The organism is Bacillus jepli, assembly GCF_047238305.1.
Classification (GTDB): Bacteria; Bacillota; Bacilli; order Bacillales; family Bacillaceae_L; genus Ferdinandcohnia.
The window spans coordinates 409,341-431,051 of record NZ_JBDFMO010000001.1 but is presented as its reverse complement, the minus strand read 5'-3'; the positions used below and the strand labels follow the sequence as shown (position 1 = coordinate 431,051).

Sequence of the window (21,711 nt, the reverse complement as noted above, 5' to 3'; positions counted from 1 at the left end):
TTTTGCCGCTTTTTCTAGAATTATAGGGTAAGAGGGGGAATACCATGTCAATTGAACAGTTTTTAAATGAACAAAATAAAGCAATCCACGAGTTACATATTAATGGTGCAGAAGCTTCATGGATGGCAGCGACCACCGGTGAGGAAGAGTGGAATGCGAAGTCAGCGGAAGCGGACACTGCTTATAGTGTTTATTTTTCAGATGCGGAGCGTTTTGAGAAGGTAAAAAAATACCTAGAACAAACAGAAGACCCTGTTCAAAAGCGCCAACTGGAAATCTTATATTCACACATGCTTGAAAACCAACTTCCAGAAGACAAGCTGAAGGAAATGGTTCACCTATCAACGGAATTAGTTGGCGTGTTTAACACATTCCGTGCGACATTAAATGGAAAGCAAGTATCCGAAAACGATGTCCGTCAGATTTTAATCAAAAGCAATGATCTTGAACTAAGGGAACAAGCGTGGCATGCAAGTAAACAAATTGCGAAAGAAGTTGAAGAAAAATTACTCACACTTGTGAAAAAACGCAATGAAGCCGCTCGTTCACTAGGTTTTGAAAACTTCCACCAAATGAGCTTCAAATCACAAGAGCTTGAACGTGAAGAAATCTTTTCGATATTTACAAAGCTAAAGGAACTTTCTGATGAGCCATTCCGTCAGGTAAAACTGGAGATGGATGAAGAGCTTGCAGAACGATTTGGTATTAAGGTTGAAGACCTTCGACCATGGCATTATGCCGATCCATTTTTCCAAGAGGCCCCACCATCTAAGGAATTGGATTTAGATCCGTTTTATGAAGGGAAGAATCTTGAGGAATTATCAACACAGACTTTCGCAAAAATGGGCATGGATATCACAGATATGCTTCAAAAAAGCGATTTGTATCCAAGAGAGAAGAAAAACCAGCATGCATTTTGTACCGACATTGACCGAGAGGGTGATGTCCGCGTCTTAAGTAATAATGTGCCATCCGATTATTGGTCCAATACAATGCTCCACGAATACGGGCATGCGGTTTATTTTAAATATATCGATCGGAGCCTCCCGTTCTTATTGCGCAGTCCGGCACATACATTAACAACTGAGGCGATTGCGATGTTATATGGTCGCTTCGGTAAAAATCCGGAATGGCTCCACCAGTTTTTAGGATTGGATCAAGAGCAGGTGGATGAGTTAAAGTCACTTATTGATAAATCTTTACGCCGTCAAATGCTCATCGCGGGCCGTTGGATTATGACGTTTGTGTTCTTTGAACGCGAACTTTACGAAAACCCTGATCAAGATTTGAACCGTTTATGGTGGAAACTTGTGAATGACATTCAATATTTGACACCGCCTGAAAATCAAGATTATCCGCATTGGGCTGCGAAGATCCATTTTACGTTAGTGCCAGTGTATTACCAAAACTATCTGCTTGGTGAGTTAACAACTTCCCAGCTTCAGCGCTATATTGAGAAGAACATCTCAACAGATCTTTTCACAGAAAAAGTGGGGAATTTCTTGTTGAATGATTTCTTTAAACCAGGTGCGTTATACAATTGGAATGAAAAAATTGAAAGAGCCACTGGAGAAAAACTAAATCCACAGCATTTTGTCGATCAGTTTGTTGCAGTGAAATAAAGTGAAACCCATTCATTGGGGGCCTCATCCCCTAATGAATTTTGATAGCAGTTAAAGACACATATGTATTTAAATTGTTAGGGAGACCCTAGAATGAGCGAAATAGATAAAAGAAACCGATTAAGAGAAGAACCATTCACTTATCAAATTACGAAAAAAGGAATGGTTATCATCTATTATGCAGGAAAGCAAATTAAAATAATAAAGGATCGGGAAGCTGAACGACTTATAGCAAAGATAAAAGAAGTTGAAGATGACAACATAAAAATACAGTTACTGCTTGCTAAAATTACGGGCAACTTTAAACGAGGAAACGAGAAACTTGATAAAAAGAACAAAAATTAAATGTTGCCTTTTTTCTGAAATGTGACAGGTAATCCTAAGTCTTCTCCTATGTTAAAATCAAAGGAGGGTGTCGATGCTCTTTTTTTGGTGCGAAATGTGCAATTTGTAGTAGGAAAATCAAACCTTTGCGAAAGTATGTCGATGATAAAGGGAATACAATAAAGGTATGCATACCTTGCTCAGAATACGCAGAACGACGTGCATACAAAATCAGAAGGTAAAGAAGGATGAAGTAGTTTGTACTTAACAGTAAAGGAAACAGCAGAATATTTATCTATTCCAGAAGAATTAGTGAAAAAGCTTATTCAAGAAAAAAAGGTGCGTGCCCTTTTTGACGGCGAACAGTACCTATTGAATAAAGACCAATTCAATGCAACGATGGAGCAACTTGAAAAATACAAAAAGCTTTACGAAGAATGGCTAAGCGAACCAATTCCAGAGGATATAGATGTGAAGGACGAGGATTGATTGGGACACGAGGTTTCGCATCCCATCAATCTTTACAAGGGGCAGAGCGACTGTCCCTAATATCCTTTTTTATAATCCACCACATTCTTCGGTAGTACTCCACCTTGGGCATAGCTCTTCAAATTGGGGATAAAGATATCTTCAATCACACGCTTTGTATAATGTTCAGTTGAACCAGATGTATGTGGTGTCACAATCACATTTTCAAATTCCCATAGTGGGCTGTTCTCATCTAGTGGCTCTTTCGTAAACACATCCAGCCCAGCTCCAGCGATCTCACCGGAACGCAGTGCTTCAATCAACTCATCCTCAACGACGATCTCGCCCCGTCCAATATTAATGAAAAATGCAGAAGACTTCATTTGCTTAAATTCGTTTGCTCCAAATAAATGATGAGTTTCACTCGTCAAAGGTAATGTTACAACAACGTAATCACATCTTGGCAGAACCTCTGACAGCTGGTCTGTCGTATACATTTCATCGACGAAATCCTCTTCACGTCCTGAATGGCGCACACCAAGAACTGTCATTCCAAATGCTTTTGCAATCTTGGCCGTCTCTTTCCCGATGTGTCCTACACCCATGATCCCAATTGTTTTTTCATGAATCTCAAGCTTCATATCAGAATGGTGCCATTTTTTATCCTGCTGATTTTTAACATATGTATGAATTTTCCTTGTCAATCCGAGCATTAAGGCAAAAATGGTTTCCGAAATCGGATATGCATGAACCCCATTGGCGCTTGTGAGCAGAATGTGTTTCTTCTCCATTTCGGTAAGAGGCATGCTGTTAACACCCGCACTCCAGCTTTGCAGCCAACGAAGCTTGGAGTCTGAAAAAATGCAATGCTCCGCAATCTCCTTTTTCCACCCGACAATCACCTCGGCATCTTTTAAATGGTCTAACCAAACAGATGAATCACGCCCAGCAACAATCTCCCAGCTAGGAATGATTGCCTGGATTTGATCGAGATGAGACTGCTCGATATTTTGAGTAATAACTAGCTTTGACATGGTGTTCCCCCCAATCCCAGAATTGATTTAATTTTATAATAATACAGACAAGCTTGCTTTACCAGCATTGGATATGGGGTGGGTTCAGAACAATTCGGATGAGAAGGCGTTCTGGAAGGTTGCTATTTTCCTAGAATTAAGAGGCTGCTGGTACTCCAGACGTGTTGGAGAGCAATTGTTTTCCAAGAATTAGTGGATTGGTGGTGCTCGAGCTGTGATGGAGGGGCATTGCTTTCCTGAAATTAGGAGATTGGTGGTATTCTAGACGTAATGGAGTGACATGAATTTCCAGGAATTAGGATGAAGGTGGTACTCGAGCTGCGTTGGAGGCGCTTGACTCTCCATATATTAGGAGGTTGGTAGCACTCCAGTCAAATTTGAAAAGATGCCTCTTTCCAGTAACTAGAGTGTGGACGCACTCAATCTATTTTAGAGTAGCTAGTTCCCTGATATGAAAACATCAATTTTTACGACCCACCATTTTTGACCAAATTTTGTTGAAATTGTGGCTAAAATGGTAATTTCACCAATTTGTGAAATATTTCACATGACAACCAACCCTACCCGTTGTATGATGAAGGTGTAAAGAAGTTTGTTCAGTAGTGAGCAATCCAACTCAGACAAACACGTAATCAAAAAACACATTTAAAAACCTTGTAATGGAGGTCATTGATAATGAAAGCATGGGCTGGTTTTAAAGAAGGAAAATGGCAAAAGGATATTGATGTACGAGATTTCATTTTAGAGAATTTCACACCATATAGCGGGGATGAAGCATTTTTAAAGGGGCCAACTGAAGCAACGAACGCTCTTTGGGAACAGGTCATGGAATTGACAAAACAGGAGCGCGAAAATGGTGGAGTACTGGATATGGATACAAAAATTGTATCTACGATTACTTCACATGGGCCTGGTTACCTTGATCAGGAAAAAGAAAAAGTGGTAGGTGTTCAAACAGATAAACCGTTTAAACGCTCTCTTCAACCGTTTGGTGGAATTAGAATGGCAGTTGATTCTGCAAAATCTTATGGATTTGAAATCGATGAGGAGATTGTCAAAATCTTTACTGAGTATCGAAAAACACATAACCAAGGTGTGTTCGATGCTTATACACCAGAAATGAGACTTGCGAGAAAAGCGGGAATCATCACTGGCCTGCCTGATGCATATGGTCGGGGAAGAATCATCGGGGATTACCGCAGAGTGGCATTATACGGTGTTGACCGACTCATTGAAGATAAGAAGAAAGACCTTCTTGAAACCGGAAATGGAGCCATGACTGATGACATTATTCGTGACCGGGAAGAGCTTTCTGAGCAAATTCGTGCCCTTCAGGAACTGAAGGAACTAGCAAACACATATGGCTATGACATATCTGAACCAGCTACAAATGCAAAAGAAGCTTTTCAATGGCTATATTTTGCTTATCTAGCTGCTATAAAAGAACAAAATGGGGCTGCGATGAGTTTAGGGCGTGTGTCTACATTCCTAGATATCTATATCGATAGAGATCTAGCAAACGGAATGTTAACAGAGGAAGAAGCACAGGAAATTGTTGACCATTTTGTAATGAAACTCCGACTCGTGAAGTTTGCGAGAACACCAGATTACAATGAACTATTTAGTGGTGACCCAACCTGGGTGACAGAATCACTAGCAGGTGTAGCAATTGATGGTCGTCCATTAGTTACGAAAAACTCGTTCCGATTCTTGCATACATTAGACAATCTTGGACCAGCACCAGAGCCAAACTTAACGGTCCTTTGGTCTGTGAACCTACCTGAAAGCTATAAAAAGTATTGTGCGAAAATGTCTATAAAAACTAGCTCTATCCAGTATGAGAACGATGATATCATGCGTGAAACGTATGGTGATGATTACGGCATCGCGTGCTGTGTCTCTGCAATGGCAATCGGTAAACAAATGCAGTTTTTTGGTGCTAGAGCGAACCTTGCAAAAGCATTACTTTACGCAATCAATGGTGGGATCGATGAAAAGCTGAAGATTCAAGTAGGACCAAGCTACTCACCGATTACTTCTGAGTATTTGGACTATGAGGAGGTCCTTCAAAAATATGATGTCGTGCTCGAATGGCTTGCAGGGCTTTATGTTAACACTTTAAATGTCATTCACTACATGCATGATAAATACAGCTACGAACGTTTGGAAATGGCACTCCATGACAAAGAAGTTTTACGTACGATGGCATGTGGAATTGCGGGGCTCTCCGTTGTTGCGGATTCACTAAGTGCCATCAAATGTGCCAAAGTTAAAACAATTCGTGATGAAAATGGAATTGTCGTAGATTATGAGATTGAGGGAGACTTCCCGAAATACGGCAACAACGATGACCTTGTCGATGACATCGCGGTTGAACTTGTAAAACGTTTTATGACGAAGATTAAAAAGCATAAAACCTATCGCAACTCTGTTCACACTCAATCCATTTTAACGATTACATCTAATGTAGTGTATGGTAAAAAGACAGGCAACACACCAGATGGCCGTAAGGCAGGGGAACCATTCGCACCAGGCGCTAACCCACTTCACGGTCGTGACACGAAGGGTACACTAGCATCCTTAAGTTCTGTTGCAAAGCTACCTTATGAATACGCCTTAGATGGCATTTCTAATACTTTCTCTATCGTTCCAAAAGCACTAGGAAGAGAGGAAGAAGCGAGAATCAGCAATCTAGCTGGCTTACTTGATGGATATGCGATGAAAAAAGGACATCACTTAAATGTGAACGTCTTTGATCGCGAAACATTATTAGACGCAATGGAGCATCCTGAGCTGTATCCACAATTAACGATTCGTGTATCAGGATATGCCGTGAACTTTATCAAACTAACAAGAGAACAGCAAATTGATGTTGTAAATCGTACATTCCACGAAAGTATGTAAGAAATAAGGAGGACGAAAAGCATGAACGGACGCATTCATTCCATTGAAACCTGTGGGACTGTAGATGGACCAGGACTACGATATGTCATTTTTACTCAGGGGTGTTTGCTCCGTTGCCAGTTCTGTCATAACCCTGATACCTGGAAATTAAATAGGGGAAAGGAAATAAGTGTTTCAGAGATTATCGATGATATCAAAACCTATCTTCCTTTTTTTCAGGCATCAGGTGGCGGTGTAACCGTAAGTGGTGGTGAGCCCTTGCTACAACTTGATTTTTTAATTGAACTTTTTACAGAATGCAAGAAGCTTGGGATACACACCACGATCGATAGCTCTGGTGGATGCTTTACTCGTTCTCCACAATTCATGGAACGATTAGAGAAGTTGCTCCCACTAACCGATTTGATTTTACTCGATATTAAGGAAATCAATCCGGTGAAGCATAAGGAATTAACCGGCATGAGCAATGAGCATATCCTTGATTTTGCACAATATTTATCAGACAAAAATGTTCCCGTTTGGATTCGCCATGTGTTAGTTCCGACAATAAGTGATAATGACGAGGACCTTACGAACCTATCAGCGTTTATAAAAACCTTAAAAAACGTGGAAAAAATTGAGGTTCTTCCGTATCACAAGCTCGGAATATACAAATGGGAAAGCCTCAGTCTTGAATACAAACTTAAGGATGTCGAACCCCCAACCGAAGAACGCGTCAAAAACGCAGAAAGAATACTAGGGTCATAGGGACAGGTTCCTTGTCCTACCATATATTTACAGGGGTAGTGAACCTATCCCCTCGTCCATTAAGAGTATGAACATCGTTTTCATACTCTTTTTTTATTGCAGGAAAAAGAGAAGATAGTGAGAAATGTAAAAGGATGAAGTTTTTTAAAAAAAGGTTGAAACAAAATAGTCATTGATACGACTTATTCTTGATTGGGGGCGAGGCATTGGAGAATATGTCATTTGATATAGAAAAAATCTACGACATGTATTACCGGGATGTTTATCATTTTGCGTTGTTTTATACAAACAACCGTCAGGAAGCGGAAGATATTACACAGGAAACCTTTATTAAGGTCATGAAAAACATTGGTAGCCTACAAAATCCAGAACGAATGAAGACATGGATTTTTTCGATAGCAAAGCACACGGCAATTGACCTAAAGCGAAAACAAAAATTCATTCAATTCTTACCGGACTGGATTTATGAAAAGGAATCCGGGGAAGCAACACCTGAAAAGAAAGCCATACAAAAAAATGATTGGGAAGAGCTGCAAGAAGCACTCATAAAATTAAAGCCTACCTATCGGTCTATGATTATTTTACGTGGATTAAAGGAATTGTCTATCAAAGAAACGGCCGAAATCATGGGATGCAGTGAAAGAAAGGTACGTGTCGACTATCACAGGGCGATTCAACAAATGAAAAAGCATGTTCAAGTACATGAGGAAGGGTGGGGACTGAATGAACAATCGAAATGATGAAAAATGGTTACAACCGTTAAAAAATCGTCCTGACCTCGAACCGAATCCAATTTTTGCGAAGAAACTGAAAGAAACCCTGAAAGAAAACCAAACCATAAAAAGAAGAAACTTTTCAGGGGTAAAAATGTGGCTTCCACTTACAATGGCCGTCATGTTGTTCTCCATCATAACGGTGTCATATGTGAAGAGTAATCCTGACCAAGGTCAGCGGCCAGTCGAAACCGAAGAGCCAACCAATGTAGTTAATCAGGATTTTGATGCATTGCTTACTGACAATCCTGCGTATCAACCATTTTATAACTCCGTGCTTAAGGCAACCGGAATCGAAGAAACAGGTAAACTAGTTATCAATTTTTTCGAAGCATTGCATGTGGAAGATAAGGAATTCCTTAAGGGAAATGTGTTTTTTGTGGCGAATCCCGAAAAAGAAGTGGAGGCTTTACTCGATTTTTACAAGGGAATGGATGTGAGCTCTTTAGCTGTTAACTCGTTTAAGGAAAGTCAGGCTGAACCTAGTGTGGAAATAGTCTTTTCCTATAAACAAAATGATGAGGAAAAACTTCATCACATTCTAGTCAACTACTTGGAAGAAGGTAATGCAGAAATTTATGCTCCCCTTGATGACTATGTACCAGAAACTGAAAATGATCTTGAACTTAATGAGCAGGAGAGGACCGCATACGAAGCATTCAAAGTTGACCATAATCCTGAGGCACTAAAAAGTCTCGGACCGATTAGTGTGGCGAAAATCTATATCCAAGCTAATGCAGATGGTGACCAAGAAACATCTTATGCATTATATACAACAAGAGAGGACCGAGTCATGTGGTCAAAGGAAGAGGATAAGAAGTACTGGGAACAAGAAAATCGAGAAACAATAGACCCTGAAAATGTCAAGAAATCATATTACGGATTAGGGTCAGGAACCTTTCAACAAAAAAATGAAATAGAAGGCTACATTTCATTCCGTACTAAAAATGGAGACATGGGCTTCCAAATGGTAAAAGACGAAAACGGCGTTTGGAAGGTTTCTTTTATGCCGATCCAGTAGGGACAAGGGGACTGGTTCAGCGTTCCCCCATATTTTTTCAGGTACACTGAACCTGTCCCTGTGTCCCAAATTTATATTAGTCTGAATCCTTCATCAAATAGATAATCTTCGGCTTCATCATAGGAACCGAATGCTTCTTCTAAGTTTAAGCCGGAATATACATTCCACCATTCATCTTCGAGTACGAGCAACAGGGTTTGTCCCTCATCATTCACCCAGCGTTCCTCTTGCCCTTCGCCTATGATGGCATTTTCCCTAGCTAGAGGGGAATTAGCTGAGAGGGATTGAATGGATTCCTTCACAATTTTTCGTAACTCAGCTTCAGAGAAATCACGGATATTAATAAATCCCTTTTCATCTACATCATAGTTTTGAAGGTTTCCGACATATACGAACCCATTGCCATTTGGATGAAGATGCTGAACGACAATCTTCTTCTCAAAGATACTGTCATTATAATGAAAATTTACTCTTCCTAATGATACATTTTTGCGCTCCAACTCAGGGAATGATTCAACGATTTTAAGTTTTTCCTCGAACGATAACATATGTATGTCCTCATTTCTATTGTAATATTTCTTTTACGCGCCCAACCTGACCATCTTCGAGTCGGACTTTGATCCCATGAGGATGAAAGCTAGACTTTGTTAAAATATCTTTGACAGTACCTTTTGTCAGTATACCTGTTCGTTGGTCTTTTTTTAACACAATTTGCACCTGAGTTCCTGGTGTTATATCTGCACGATTTTGCCCATTCATTCCAAAAATCCTTCCATTCATTATTTGTTCATTTAGTTTACCTTATATTTCAGAATTTATCTTCAAAAAAAAAGAGATGACCTCAAGAGTCATCTTTTGGGACAAGGGGACAGGTTCATCGTCCCACCATATTTTTCCTGGGACAGTGTACCTGTCCCTCTGGCCCAATCAAAACAATTGGATTGGGTGCATGGAGGAGTCAAGTGCTTTAAACTCATAGCCTTGTTCTTTTAAATAGTCTAGTAGTTTTGGTAAATGCGCAAGTGTTTCAGGGCGTTCGTGAAGTAAAATCACGATTGGCTGATTTGCACGATTCAGTTTATTTAGCTGATCAATCACGCTATCCACATATCGGCTATCTCGAAATTGCCAATCACGGCTATCAATATTCCAATCCCACATCTTATAACCTGCCGTCTCAACAGCAGCTTTATAGTCGTCTGTCATGTAGGGTGAACTTCCAAACGGCGTCCGAATGAGATCTGTTTCAATACCAGTGAGTTCTAAAATTGTCTGTTGTGTTTGGTCCATTTCTCCCACAACAGATTTAGATGATTCATAGAATTTATTTTTATCATGGGTTACGCCATGGAGGCCAACACTGTGCCCCTTATTAACCATTTCTATGACAGCATCCGGATAATGTTTAATATTGTTGTCTAGCATAAAAAAAGTTGCCTTCGCATCATATTGATCAAGTAAAGCAAGGATATCCTTTGAAACCTTATGAGGACCATCGTCAAATGTAAGATATACCGCCCTGGATGGTGGGGCTGGTGTTTCCTTTGGTGCTTCCTGTTCTTCTTCGACTTCCTGTTCATCAACTACTTCGGGAGTTGTTGGATTCACGGTAACTGGAGCTGGTTCGACTGTAGGTTCTGTTGTAGGTGCAGGTTCTTCCTCAGTGGACTTTTCTTCATCACCATTGCTTTTGGGTTTGTCATCTACTTTTAGATCATCATCTATTGGTTCAATTTTTTCTGGAGCTTCGACAGGTACTTTTGCCTCAATAGCCGGTTCAGATGCATCTGCTTCCAGCAAAAACTTTGATTTTAGTAGAAAAAAAGAATAAAAGAGTAACAACACAATCAAGCCAAACAATGCAATAATTTTAACAATGCTGCCCTTCCCCGTCTTCTTTGTGCTCGCCATTAAGCATACCTTCTTTGCTGTGATATTCTTCACTATATATGACGTCTTGTATTGCAGAAAGGTTTCAATATTATTACAACATTTTTACAATAACAAGGATTATCTTACCATAAGGAATGGGTGTGGGGAAGAAGAAAGTCTGGTAAAAAAAGGTTTTTGAGAAATGAAAGCTCGTAGGCTAATATAAAACTTGTTCTGAGCAAAAAAATAGTTAATAATCCACTTATAAGCATTTTTAGATGAAGGGGGATTCTCAATTTGAAAATCAGAGTTTCAGCGGTGCAATATCATCTTCACACCATTCGTACCTTTGATGAATTTGCAGCTCAATGTGAGCATTATATAAAAACAGCAATGGAGTTTGACGCGGAATTTATTTTATTTCCTGAATTTTTTACAACACAGCTTTTATCCATTGGTAGGGAGGATGGCACAAGCCTAACAATTGACGACCTCCCAAACTTTACAGGTCAGTACCGAGCGCTTTTTACAAAGCTTGCCAAACAATATAATGTGCACATCATTGGCGGAACACATGTTATCCGCAAAGGTGACCACCTCAATAATGTGGCTCATTTATTTTATCCAGATGGCAGGGTTGCGGAGCAGGCGAAGCTGCATATTACACCGACAGAAGTACATGAGTGGAATATGTCACCAGGTGAGGACTTTCAAGTGTTTGATACGGAGAAAGGACGCATTGCGATGCTGACTTGCTACGATATTGAGTTTCCTGAAATTGTTCGAATGGCAAAGGCAAAGGGTGCTGATGTGATCTTTTGTCCGTCTTGTACGGATGACCGTCACGGCTTCCATCGTGTACGTTATACAAGTCACGCTAGAGCAGTGGAAAACCAAGTATATGTTGTGGGGACAGGTACGGTCGGCTCTCTGCCAACTGTTGACTTTATGCGTGCCAACTTTGGTCAAGCAGTGGTAATCACACCAAATGATATCCCGTTCCCACCTAAAGGGATTTTAGTTGAGGGTGAAGTGAATAACGACATGATCGTGACTGCAGACCTGGATTTAGACCTTCTATATGAAGTGCGTGAACGAGGCTCTGTTACAACATGGCGCGACCGTAGAACAGACCTTTACACGGATTGGCATTAACTTTATTCAACTGAATAAAGTTAATGCCTCCGGCGGATGCCACGATTTTTCAAAGGAAATTTTTCGACAGGGGTCGAAAAAAATCGGGCGCAAATACGCCAAGGCGCATTTGATTAAGAAGGAGAGTGATTGAGATGGATTATAAACGAATAACAAGCATCAATGACCCGTTATTTTTTAAAATGCATGAATTAATGAAGAATGTGTTTCCGAAAGAAGAAGTTCTAGATTTCGAGCTTTGGAAGGAGCCACTCGAAGACCCAAGTATTCGAGTCTTTGTTGCGGTGCATGAGAATGAGGTTGTTGGAGCAACTGAATACCGTTATTACCCTGATTGGAATATTGCAATGACTGATTTTACAATCATTGGCCAACCTGGTTTAAGCATCGGTCGCTTCTTAGCGCAAAATCGCAGCAAGGATTTACAAGAGCTTGCTAAGGCAAATGGTAAAGAACTTTTCGGTATGTTTGCTGAAATCTATGATCCATATAAAGTAGCTCATTATGAGTTTGGAACTGTGAAGCCGATGGACCCATTCGTTCGTCGTGAGGTTCTTTCCCACCTTGGGTATAAACGGATAGATCTTGATTATGTTCACCCGTCTTGGAACAATGATGGCGAGGCAGTAAAGGGGCTTGATTTGTGCTTCATGCCAAGCGATGAAAACGTCAATGAACTTCCAAGCCAGTTAGTTGTTGATTTCTTAACAACGTATTATACCGTTCTTCCAAACAAACCATCCGAATGGCTTGAAATGGTAAACGGATTAAAGGAAAAAGAAACAGTAGAACTATTTCCGTTATAAAAAGAGGTCCATATTTAAATCTTCCACGGTTTAAATATGGACTTTTTTTGTCGGAAATTTGTCTGAAAACCAACATGTGATATAAATCATATTCTATGGGGCGCGCGGGGATTTACAATGAACATAGAAGAGTATGTTTGGAGAGGGATTGTGACTTTCTGAACAAACCAATATCCAAAAAGCTGGTGATATGGTGATTAGTCAAATTTTAGATGGTTTTAGTTTTCACTCCCAATGGAACGGGGGAGTCATCTTTTTTACCTTGATTTTAATTGTCTTATATATGTTTCTATTACCAACTCCAAAGGAACACCCAAAAAATAAATTGATTGCGTTTGCAGGAAGTATGTTATTAATTCTTTTTGCTGTCGGTAGTCCGTTGAATCTATTGGGACGCATGCTGTTTCGCGCCCACATCATCCAGATTGTCGTCGTCCTTCTTATTGCAGCACCGTTACTTGTGATTGGAATAAAGACAAACTTGTTAAAAAAAATGTTAAAAAACAATGGTGTGAAAAAAGTATATCGCTTTCTCACTCATCCAGTGTTCGCGATTATTTTATTTCATGGTTTGTTTATTGGATACCATGTTCCAGTAGTGTTTGACTGGATACGAACAGGATATTTTACAAACTATTTCTTTTTGGTTGGGTTAATTTTAGCGGCTGCGCTCTTATGGTGGCCAATCATCGGACCAATTAAAGAAGAAGATAAAATGACCTTTAAACAAAAGCTCATCTATATAGTGGTCATTATAGTGCTATTTGTGCCAGTGACCCTCTTTTTATGGCTATCAAATACCGAGCTATACTCCGTATACAGTGACACCAGTCAAATGCTTGCAGCGTTAGCTTTATGTATGCCTTTCGGTGAGGAGATTCCACCAGATTTATTGGAAACATTGCTCCCATATCCACCTATAAGTGAACAAAAGAACGGAGCAATTATTCTATTTATCTCACAAGCTTTGATTTTTGGCTTAAGCACGCTATGGTTGTATATGAAAAAAGGCAGGAAGTAAATTCCTGCCTTTAGCTATTTTTAGTGTAGTTTTCCGATATAGGTTAAGTCTGAAACTTCGTTTGAGTCGGTGGAGCCATCAAGGATTTTTCGAATATCCTGGAGGGCATCCAGCAAACTTATTGTTTCCCCTTTTTTACCGGTAAAAGCTTCGGCTACATAAAAGGGCTGGGTCAAATAGGCCTCAAGGCGTTCACCGCGCTTGTAAGTTTGAACCTCTGTTTCCGGAAGCTTCTCAAGCCCGTGCACAGTCACAAGTGAGCGTAGTTCTCGGTATCTACGAAGTAGTTTTTTGGCACGCTGTTGGATTGTAAAATGTGTTTGGTCTAGGTGCGCCCCTTCAAGAACGGAAGAGGTAGAGTATACTGGGTTAACGGCAGGAAATTGATGTCTAGCAGTGAGGTCAGCGTCAAATTGCCATAATGTTTCAAGCGGTCCAAAAGGTACATCCTCGTCAACAACATCACCTTTTAAATCAACAAGGATGGTTGTGACAGAATCTACACCGATTGAATGCAATTTTTCTTGTAGGGTTTGAATTTCTCCAGTGATGACATGAGAGCGATCTGCTGCAAAGGCGACTTCTTTTGTCTTTCCTAGCTTTGCGATTTCTTCGTACGCTTCTTTAATTGTTCTAACCTGGATTTGAACTTCATCTAGAATATCGTTTACTTCTGGATGATCTCCTTCCGGTAAAAGCAAAACGGTTGCAAAATCATTATTACGTAAACGATGAAATAATTCTGCAAGTACTACTAGCTGCCCCATTCCAGGACGAGCAACAAGACCGACCGTACCACCTTTTGCTAATGGTGCAAAGACATCAAGCGTTTTAATCCCAGTTTCAATCATTTCAATTTTCTCCCCTCGAATTAATAATTCATCCAAACTACATTCAGCTAAATCAGCAAGTGCCACTAATGTGCGCACTTCTGCACGACCAACGGGAATCTTTCCAGTACACAGATTTGAAACAGTGGCCGGACGTAATCCTACAGAGCGTGCTGCAGTTGTTAAATTGGGTACTCTTCTGCGAAGCAATGATACATTAAGTCGAATATCTTCCAAATTTTACACCTCCTGTTACTTTTTAGAGTAAACTAAATTTCGTTTGAATGCAATAGATTATTTCGCTATAGAGTAATTTTTTTTACTCTTCCTTGTTGAGCGGTTGCTAACGCCGATAGAAACGAATTATCGTCGATAGAATGAAAATAACGCCGATAGAATCAAATTTTTCGCCGATAGAACAAAAATAACGCCAAGAAATCTTCGATGATTGTCCATTAAAATTAAAAGTGACCCCAGCGATAGAACGAAAAAGGAGTAACCATACCCTCACAAGCGAAAAGTGAACCGAGTGATGGTAAGAAAAAGGCTTAATCGTACCATCACTTTCGAAAAGTGGACTCAGTGTTGGTAAGAAAAAGGCTTAATCATACCCTCACTCTCGAAAAGCGAACTCAGTGATGGTAAGAAAAAGGCTTAATCGTACCCTCACTCTCGAAAAGAGAACGCAGTGACGGTACGAAAGAGGTGTAATCGTACCCTCACTCTCGAAAAGAGAACGCAGTGACGGTACGAAAGAGGTGTAATCATACCATCACTTTCGAAGAGTGAACGCAGTGACGGTACGAAAGAGGAGTAATCATACCATCACTTTCGAAAAGTGAATCGAGTGATGGTAAGAAAAAGTAGTAATCGTACCATCACTTTCGAAAAGTGGACTCAGTGATGGTAAGAAAAAGGCTTAATCGTACCCTCACATGCGAAAAGTGAACCGAGTGATGGTATGAAAGAGGAGTAATCATACCCTGACACTCGAATAGTGACCCCAGTGATGGTATGATAAGGGCGTAATCGTACACTCACACTCGAAAAGAGAACACAGTGACGGTACGAAAGAGGAGTAATCATACCCTCACTTTCGAAAAGCGAACTCATTGATGGTAAGAAAAAGGAGTAGTCGTACCCTCACTTTCGAAGAGTGAACTCATTGATGGTACGAAAAAGAAGTAACCATAACTCGTGCAATCGCCCTCAAAAAGCAGGTTCAGTTTGGGTTCACAAGCATATAGCCGTACCCGAACCGAACAAAACTATCCATCCCAATGGTGTAAACCCAAGAAAAATCTCTACAATCCCTTCAAACCAACAGCCCTCAAGAATACACCCACCATCCAAACCTCATACTAAACCAAAAACGAAACTAGAAGGAGCTATCATGACCGAAATCCTACCACAATCATTTTTTCAGCAACCAACATTAGAACTTGCCAAAGCTCTGCTTGGCTGCAAGCTTGTAAAACACACTGACCAAGGCTTCACATCAGGATACATTGTCGAAACGGAAGCCTATAAAGGTCCAGAAGATCGAGCGGCACACTCATACCAAAACAAGCGGACAAAGCGGACAGAGGTGATGTTTGGAAAGCCTGGATATGTCTATACCTATCAGATGCATACCCATTGTCTCGTAAATGTTGTTTGCAGCGAAATCGACAAACCTGAAGCCATTTTAATCAGAGCTGTTGAACCAGTTCAAGGAATTGACCTCATGTATGAACGCCGTGGGCAAATGCCAGCCACAAATCTAACAAACGGTCCCGGAAAACTAACAAAGGCATTAGGGATCACAATGGAGGATTATGGCCGCCCATTTTTTGAGCCCCCCATCTATATAGAAAAAGGCTATTTGCCGGAAAACATCTCTACCGGTCCCCGAATAGGCATTGAAAATACTGGGGAGGCCAAGGAGTATCCATGGCGATTTTGGGTCACGGACAATCCGTATGTATCCCGCAAAAGATAAGGGTTTGCTCACAGTGAGCAGGCCCTTTTTTCATCTAAAGCTTACTTCCTCTAAGCCTCAGGTCCTAGTGAAAAATATAACTGTGGCTCATTATAGCAAAACAAGAATCAGGATAAGATTGAATCATGAAAGGAGGAAGTAAACATGAAAAAGTTCGGATTGTTTATTCTTGGAGGTATCGCAGCGATTGTGCTTTTATCACATGTAGGCCCGATGATTGGTCTAGCGATCAGCTTAGCGATTCTGTATTTTGCATTTAAAAAGTTTATGAAAACTGACTCAACAGTAGGTAAGGTGATTTGGGCGATTATCGGAGTTCTCGCACTAACAGCATCCGCTTCAAATGTTCCTGCAATTTTAGGACTTGTGGCTGCATACATCCTTTATGTTGTCATTAAAAAATGGAAAAAAGAAAAGCACCAAGTCGTTACTGAATCATCTGACCCATTCACAAACTTTGAAAAACAATGGGCTGAATTAAACAAACATTAATTTTAAAAGCAATCCACCACATTAAAAAAGGAGAATGATACAAATGGCAAATTTATTAACTCGTATTAAGGACACAATTTTAGCAGATTTTCATGGCATCTTAGATGAAAAAGAACAGAAAAATCCGATCGCATTGCTTAATCAATATTTACGTCAATGTGAGGCGGAGGTTGAAAAGGTACGCAAGCTTGTAGAGCGTCAGCATTCCCTTAAGGATCAATTTGCGAGAGAACATCGTGAGGCAGCTGCTCTTGCTGAAAAACGTAAATACCAAGCGGGTGTGGCTCAGCAAGCAGGCGAAACAGAATTATATGAATTCGCGGTTCAGGAGCAAGTTGCCTATGAAGAGCGCGCTGCTAAATTACAGGAAGCCTTACAAAATGCAGGAGCAGAGCTCATTGGGCTTGAGAAGAAATATGAGGAAATGAAACATAAGCTAAAGGATATGCATATTAAGCGTATGGAACTTATGGGACGCGAGAACATTGCACGTGCCAACCATCGTATGAATCAAGTGCTAGACACAAATGCATATACAAATAAAACATCAAGGACTTTTGAAGAGATGGAATCTTATCTTGATCGACTTGAAAATCAAGTAAATTCCTCTTATCATCGCACCACAATTGATGCAAGAATCGCTCAGCTCGAAAAACAAGTAAAAAATGAAGAAACAGATTCTATTTCCTAGTGGAAACATGGTATTCTAAAGAAGACGTAGACAAACTACGTCTTCTTATCCCAATTTACGAATAATTCAATGCATTCAATGGAAGGGAGGCTCCGAACCTTGTTAAATAAAATAAAATCAGACAATCTTAATGCCTTTATTCTCTTTGGAATTATTTTATTAATTATCGAAATTACATTTTTTAATGGCGGGGTCATTTTCTCTTTTATCATATCGTTTGGATGTATTTATATTGGTCGTAAAAAATTGCCGCGAACCTTTGGAAAAATCCTGTTTTGGTTTGGATGGATTAGTTTAGCTCTTACCATTTTAGGTATGATGACAGTCAAATTTTTAATACTGGCAGTTCTGATCTATTTACTCATTCAATTTTTTCAATCAAAGAAAAACCCTCAATATATAAAACCAGAAATAAAAGAATCACAAAAATCATCCGCACAGGAACCGATTTTAAAACGTCAGCCATTGTTCTGTAACAACATCTTTGGTCAACAAAAAACTCCGGAATATGTATATGAATGGAACGATGTGAACATTCAGTCCGGAATTGGCGATACCATTATTGATTTGAGTTACACCGTACTTCCAAAGGGGAATCGGTCATATTTGTTCGAAATGTGATTGGAAATGTTCAGGTCTTTGTTCCATATGAGATTGAGGTTAAAATCCATCACTCCGTTCTTTACGGTGCAACCACAATTTTTGAAAATCATGACGCAAAAACGCTGAACCAAACCTTACATTATCAGACTGAACAATATGATTATGCCGAACATAAGTTAAAAATAATAACCTCAGTTGGCGTCGGGGACCTTGAGGTGAAACGAGCATGAGTACCGTAAAAAGGCAAATGATTGTTGGTATTTGTGTCGCGGTGTTTTTATTTGTAGTATCACATGTCATCATGTTTATGGCATTTCCGTTAGCTAATTGGGCTGAACTTTGGCAAACACAACTGATGGATTTGCCTTATATCATTCTTGCCATAAGCCTTAGCTTAATAGCTGGACTTGTTTTTGGTATGATCTCGGGAGTGATATGGAGAAAACAACTGCTCTCTGTATCTGATGCAATCTATCAGATTGAACAAGGAAGGGCGCTTCCTGATACTCCCGAAAACCAAATGGTAGAGGTTGCTACGATTTGGGAACGAATAAAAAAGGTTCAAACCCATATTGCTGAACAAACAAAACTCTCTCAAAAACTTGCGAATGAAAAAGCGGAGGACCAAGAAAAGCGTATGCAAAAAATTGTGTCCGAGGAACGTAATCGGTTAGCTCGTGAACTCCATGATTCCGTGAGTCAACAACTTTTCGCAGCATCCATGATGATGTCGGCAATTAATGAGTCAAGGACAAACACGGATGATCGTGAGGCCAAACAGTTTAAGCTTGTTGAGGAAATGATTCAACAATCTCAGCTTGAAATGAGGGCGCTTTTACTCCATTTACGTCCTGTTGCATTAAAAGGAAAGACGCTACAGGAGGGGATAGGGGAGCTATTAGTTGAACTTGCACAAAAAGTACCAGTCGCCATTGAAAAGAAAATTGAGGATTTCCAAATTGATAAAGGGATCGAGGACCACTTATTCCGTATTCTACAAGAATCAGTTTCAAACACCCTCCGACATTCGAAAGCAAATCAGTTAGAAGTCCTGTTAATTAAAAGGGATGATTTTGTTATTTTACGGATTGTTGATGACGGAATTGGATTTGATGTCGAACAAGCGAAGACAGGCTCCTATGGGCTCCAAAATATGTATGAACGTGCAGTCGAAATTGGTGGCACGATGCGAATTGTAAGTCTTAAAGAAAAAGGAACTCGGATAGAAGTGAAAGTACCAATGCTAGAGGGTGATGATAATGATTAAAGTACTATTTGTCGATGATCATGAAATGGTAAGGATTGGGGTATCATCCTACTTATCAGCACAGCCAGATATTGAAGTTGTTGGAGAAGCAGATGACGGGAAAATAGCGGTTGAACTCGCATTAGAGCTTCGACCTGATATTATTTTAATGGACCTCGTGATGAAGGAAATGGACGGTATTGAAGCAACCAGGAGAATCATTGAAAGTTGGCCGGAAGCTAAAATCATCATCGTAACAAGTTTTATTGATGATGAAAAAGTATATCCAGCACTCGAAGCCGGCGCAACAAGCTATATGCTAAAAACCTCAAAGGCAAGTGAAATCGCTGAAGCGGTTCGCAAGACGCACCATGGCCAATCGGTTCTAGAACCAGAGGTTACGGGAAAAATGATGGTCCGGATGAGACAAAAGGACACCCATCTTCCGCACGAGGAGCTAACAAACCGTGAAATGGAAATTCTACTTTTAATTGCTGATGGGAAAACAAATCAAGAAATCGCGGATGAACTATTTATCGCCTTAAAAACCGTCAAAGTACACGTAAGCAACATTTTAAGTAAGCTCGAAGTTCAAGATCGGACACAAGCCGTCATTTATGCATTTAAACATTCCCTTGTAAAATAAGACAAAATTATATAAATTTCGACAAAAAAGCACAGATTACTACCTGTGTTTTTTATTTTTTGGTAATATAGATAAAAGAGATATAAGTCATTTTACCTTGTATAGGCAAAAAGACCTATTTTTCATTTGCCATATTTTATACGATAAAGGAAGATTTTTATACCGAAACTACTATTCAGTTTGTAGGTCAGATGGTATATACTTGAAAAGTCGATAATTGACGAATCTCGTCTGTGACTTTAGTACCTTTTTTGTAATTTAAAAAGGATTTTTGCATATATATATAGAAATATAAGGGAAAATGGAGAAAAAGAGATGCAGAAGATGAATAAAAAATCGGTATTTTTATATGAAGAAAAAAGGACTGTAACCTGGTTTAGTACATTATTTTTTATAATACTAATTGGCTATGATATCTTTTATTACTTTATTTATCCTAGGTATGATTCAGTAATATCTTTGGGTTTCCCAAATAATTTTGTATATGTTATGTATTTTTTTATTTTGTTACTGATTCCTTTACTTATTTTTAATAATAAGAAAAATAAGCAGAATTATACTAAATACTATTTTTTCTTTACTTATGCAATATTAAGTTTCTTTAATGAACTAATCACTTATTGGAATAAACCAGAAGTGTTTTCTAGTGGCAATGCAGTGGAAGTTTTTTTGGTACTATTTTCTCCAATTTTTATTAATAAAAGATATTTTTGGGTAGTTTCTCTGGGGATTACAATTAAATATTTATTATTAGGTTTATTCCTAGGAACAACTACTGTTGCAATACCGATTGTGTTAACAGTTGTACTTGCTATAATAGCTTATATATTCCTAAATAGGTTCAACAGTTATGTATCTGCATTAAGTACAGCATATGATCAACAAATGGAAGGCATTGTAAAAGGTGTCATTGCAGCCCTTGAACTAAAGGATCCATATACAAGGGGTCATAGTGAGCGGGTAGCAAAATATGCAATGGTATTGGCTAAGGAACTGGGAGCTTTCTCACAGGACGAATTGAAATCATTTAACTATGCCTGCCTGTTACATGATATTGGAAAGGTGAATATACCAGATTCAATATTAATGAAGCCTTCGAAATTAACAAATGAAGAATATGAGATTATTAAAACACACCCAGTTGTTGGTGAAGAAGCTGTTAAAAGTGTAGAAGGTCTTGGCTCTAGCTTAAGTATTATAAGATCACATCATGAAAGATGGGATGGGAAAGGTTATCCAGATCAACTTAAAGAAATAGACATTCCGTTAAATGCTAGAGTAACAGCTATAGCAGATGCCTTTGATGCAATGACTTCATCAAGATCATATCGAGGAGCATTACCTGTTGAAGAAGCATATAATCGAATTCTTGAAGGGGCCGGCACTCAATTTGATCCAAACCTAGTAGCAATATTTAAAACAGTGTACCCGCAATGGATTGATATACAACGAGAATCATAGAATAATACTTTATA

The 21,711-nt window shown here is 39.4% G+C and carries 21 protein-coding genes and 1 pseudogene; 17 read left to right on the top strand and 5 right to left on the bottom strand.

Annotation, left to right across the window (positions count from 1 at the left end; all coding sequences use genetic code 11):
- The first annotated feature begins 44 nt into the window (after nucleotides 1–44).
- The 3 genes from ABC371_RS02075 (at nucleotide 45) to ABC371_RS02065 (ending at nucleotide 2,435) form a co-directional block, all read left to right on the top strand.
- Complete coding sequence (locus ABC371_RS02075) at nucleotides 45–1,622, top strand: M2 family metallopeptidase (protein WP_412895350.1); 1,578 nt, start codon at nucleotides 45–47, stop codon at nucleotides 1,620–1,622.
- Between the two features lie 93 nt (nucleotides 1,623–1,715).
- Nucleotides 1,716–1,967: a hypothetical protein gene (locus ABC371_RS02070; RefSeq protein ID WP_412895349.1), complete on the top strand. Its 252-nt coding sequence runs from the start codon at nucleotides 1,716–1,718 to the stop codon at nucleotides 1,965–1,967.
- A gap of 237 nt (nucleotides 1,968–2,204) precedes the next feature.
- On the top strand, nucleotides 2,205–2,435 hold the full coding sequence (locus tag ABC371_RS02065) for an excisionase family DNA-binding protein (RefSeq protein WP_136379463.1): 231 nt from the start codon (nucleotides 2,205–2,207) through the stop codon (nucleotides 2,433–2,435).
- Between the two features lie 56 nt (nucleotides 2,436–2,491).
- Here the strand turns inward: ABC371_RS02065 and ABC371_RS02060 are convergent, their stop codons facing one another.
- Nucleotides 2,492–3,448, bottom strand: coding sequence for a D-2-hydroxyacid dehydrogenase (locus tag ABC371_RS02060; protein ID WP_412895348.1), 957 nt, complete (start codon nucleotides 3,446–3,448; stop codon nucleotides 2,492–2,494).
- A gap of 675 nt (nucleotides 3,449–4,123) precedes the next feature.
- Between ABC371_RS02060 and pflB the strand changes: the two genes are divergently transcribed.
- The 4 genes from pflB to ABC371_RS02040 all read left to right on the top strand — a co-directional run bounded on the left by pflB (nucleotide 4,124) and on the right by ABC371_RS02040 (nucleotide 8,893).
- Nucleotides 4,124–6,352 carry a formate C-acetyltransferase gene (gene pflB / locus ABC371_RS02055; RefSeq protein WP_412895347.1) on the top strand — a complete coding sequence of 743 codons (2,229 nt, stop codon included), beginning with the start codon at nucleotides 4,124–4,126 and terminating at the stop codon, nucleotides 6,350–6,352.
- 21 nt (nucleotides 6,353–6,373) lie between these two features.
- Entirely contained in the window at nucleotides 6,374–7,099 is a 726-nt protein-coding gene (gene pflA, locus ABC371_RS02050; RefSeq protein ID WP_412895346.1) for a pyruvate formate-lyase-activating protein, read from the top strand.
- Nucleotides 7,100–7,314: 215 nt separating this feature from the next.
- The gene (locus ABC371_RS02045; protein ID WP_412899248.1) at nucleotides 7,315–7,839 is read left to right on the top strand and encodes an RNA polymerase sigma factor; all 525 of its coding nucleotides are present in this window, start codon (nucleotides 7,315–7,317) and stop codon (nucleotides 7,837–7,839) included.
- A complete protein-coding gene (locus ABC371_RS02040; RefSeq protein WP_412895345.1) occupies nucleotides 7,823–8,893 on the top strand; it encodes a hypothetical protein in 1,071 nt (356 codons plus the stop codon). The genes ABC371_RS02045 and ABC371_RS02040 overlap by 17 nt, the downstream gene beginning before the upstream one ends.
- Nucleotides 8,894–8,964: 71 nt before the next feature.
- Here ABC371_RS02040 and ABC371_RS02035 read toward each other — a convergent pair whose 3' ends face one another.
- From ABC371_RS02035 to ABC371_RS02025, 3 genes are all read right to left on the bottom strand, one after another.
- Complete coding sequence (locus ABC371_RS02035) at nucleotides 8,965–9,441, bottom strand: hypothetical protein (protein ID WP_412895344.1); 477 nt, start codon at nucleotides 9,439–9,441, stop codon at nucleotides 8,965–8,967.
- 16 nt (nucleotides 9,442–9,457) lie between these two features.
- A complete protein-coding gene (locus ABC371_RS02030) occupies nucleotides 9,458–9,652 on the bottom strand; it encodes a YwbE family protein (protein WP_136379457.1) in 195 nt (64 codons plus the stop codon).
- 168 nt (nucleotides 9,653–9,820) lie between these two features.
- The gene (locus tag ABC371_RS02025; RefSeq protein ID WP_412895343.1) at nucleotides 9,821–10,804 is read right to left on the bottom strand and encodes a polysaccharide deacetylase family protein; all 984 of its coding nucleotides are present in this window, start codon (nucleotides 10,802–10,804) and stop codon (nucleotides 9,821–9,823) included.
- Nucleotides 10,805–11,062: 258 nt separating this feature from the next.
- Here ABC371_RS02025 and ABC371_RS02020 point away from each other — a divergent pair, with 258 nt between their 5' ends.
- The 3 genes from ABC371_RS02020 (at nucleotide 11,063) to ABC371_RS02010 (ending at nucleotide 13,747) form a co-directional block, all read left to right on the top strand.
- Entirely contained in the window at nucleotides 11,063–11,920 is an 858-nt protein-coding gene (locus tag ABC371_RS02020) for a carbon-nitrogen hydrolase family protein (protein ID WP_412895342.1), read from the top strand.
- Nucleotides 11,921–12,054: 134 nt separating this feature from the next.
- Entirely contained in the window at nucleotides 12,055–12,726 is a 672-nt protein-coding gene (locus ABC371_RS02015; RefSeq protein WP_412895341.1) for a GNAT family N-acetyltransferase, read from the top strand.
- Between the two features lie 190 nt (nucleotides 12,727–12,916).
- Nucleotides 12,917–13,747, top strand: coding sequence for a cytochrome c oxidase assembly protein (locus ABC371_RS02010; RefSeq protein ID WP_412895340.1), 831 nt, complete (start codon nucleotides 12,917–12,919; stop codon nucleotides 13,745–13,747).
- Between the two features lie 20 nt (nucleotides 13,748–13,767).
- Here the strand turns inward: ABC371_RS02010 and ABC371_RS02005 are convergent, their stop codons facing one another.
- Nucleotides 13,768–14,814 (bottom strand): ATP synthase beta subunit C-terminal domain-containing protein, encoded by a 1,047-nt coding sequence (locus ABC371_RS02005; RefSeq protein ID WP_412895339.1) that lies wholly within the window; start codon nucleotides 14,812–14,814, stop codon nucleotides 13,768–13,770.
- Nucleotides 14,815–15,970: 1,156 nt separating this feature from the next.
- Between ABC371_RS02005 and ABC371_RS02000 the strand changes: the two genes are divergently transcribed.
- From ABC371_RS02000 to ABC371_RS01970, 7 genes and pseudogenes are all read left to right on the top strand, one after another.
- Nucleotides 15,971–16,558 (top strand): DNA-3-methyladenine glycosylase, encoded by a 588-nt coding sequence (locus ABC371_RS02000; protein ID WP_412895338.1) that lies wholly within the window; start codon nucleotides 15,971–15,973, stop codon nucleotides 16,556–16,558.
- A 144-nt stretch (nucleotides 16,559–16,702) separates the two neighbouring features.
- A complete protein-coding gene (locus tag ABC371_RS01995) occupies nucleotides 16,703–17,050 on the top strand; it encodes a lmo0954 family membrane protein (RefSeq protein WP_412895337.1) in 348 nt (115 codons plus the stop codon).
- Nucleotides 17,051–17,093: 43 nt separating this feature from the next.
- Complete coding sequence (locus ABC371_RS01990) at nucleotides 17,094–17,741, top strand: PspA/IM30 family protein (protein WP_412895336.1); 648 nt, start codon at nucleotides 17,094–17,096, stop codon at nucleotides 17,739–17,741.
- A gap of 78 nt (nucleotides 17,742–17,819) precedes the next feature.
- A pseudogene (gene liaF, locus ABC371_RS01985) lies at nucleotides 17,820–18,574 on the top strand (cell wall-active antibiotics response protein LiaF).
- Nucleotides 18,571–19,611, top strand: coding sequence for a sensor histidine kinase (locus ABC371_RS01980; protein WP_412895335.1), 1,041 nt, complete (start codon nucleotides 18,571–18,573; stop codon nucleotides 19,609–19,611). The pseudogene liaF and the gene ABC371_RS01980 overlap by 4 nt, the downstream one beginning before the upstream one ends.
- The gene (locus ABC371_RS01975; protein ID WP_412895334.1) at nucleotides 19,604–20,236 is read left to right on the top strand and encodes a response regulator; all 633 of its coding nucleotides are present in this window, start codon (nucleotides 19,604–19,606) and stop codon (nucleotides 20,234–20,236) included. Before ABC371_RS01980 ends, ABC371_RS01975 begins: the two co-directional genes overlap by 8 nt.
- Before the next feature lie 315 nt (nucleotides 20,237–20,551).
- Complete coding sequence (locus ABC371_RS01970) at nucleotides 20,552–21,697, top strand: HD-GYP domain-containing protein (RefSeq protein WP_412895333.1); 1,146 nt, start codon at nucleotides 20,552–20,554, stop codon at nucleotides 21,695–21,697.
- Nucleotides 21,698–21,711: the final 14 nt, after the last annotated feature.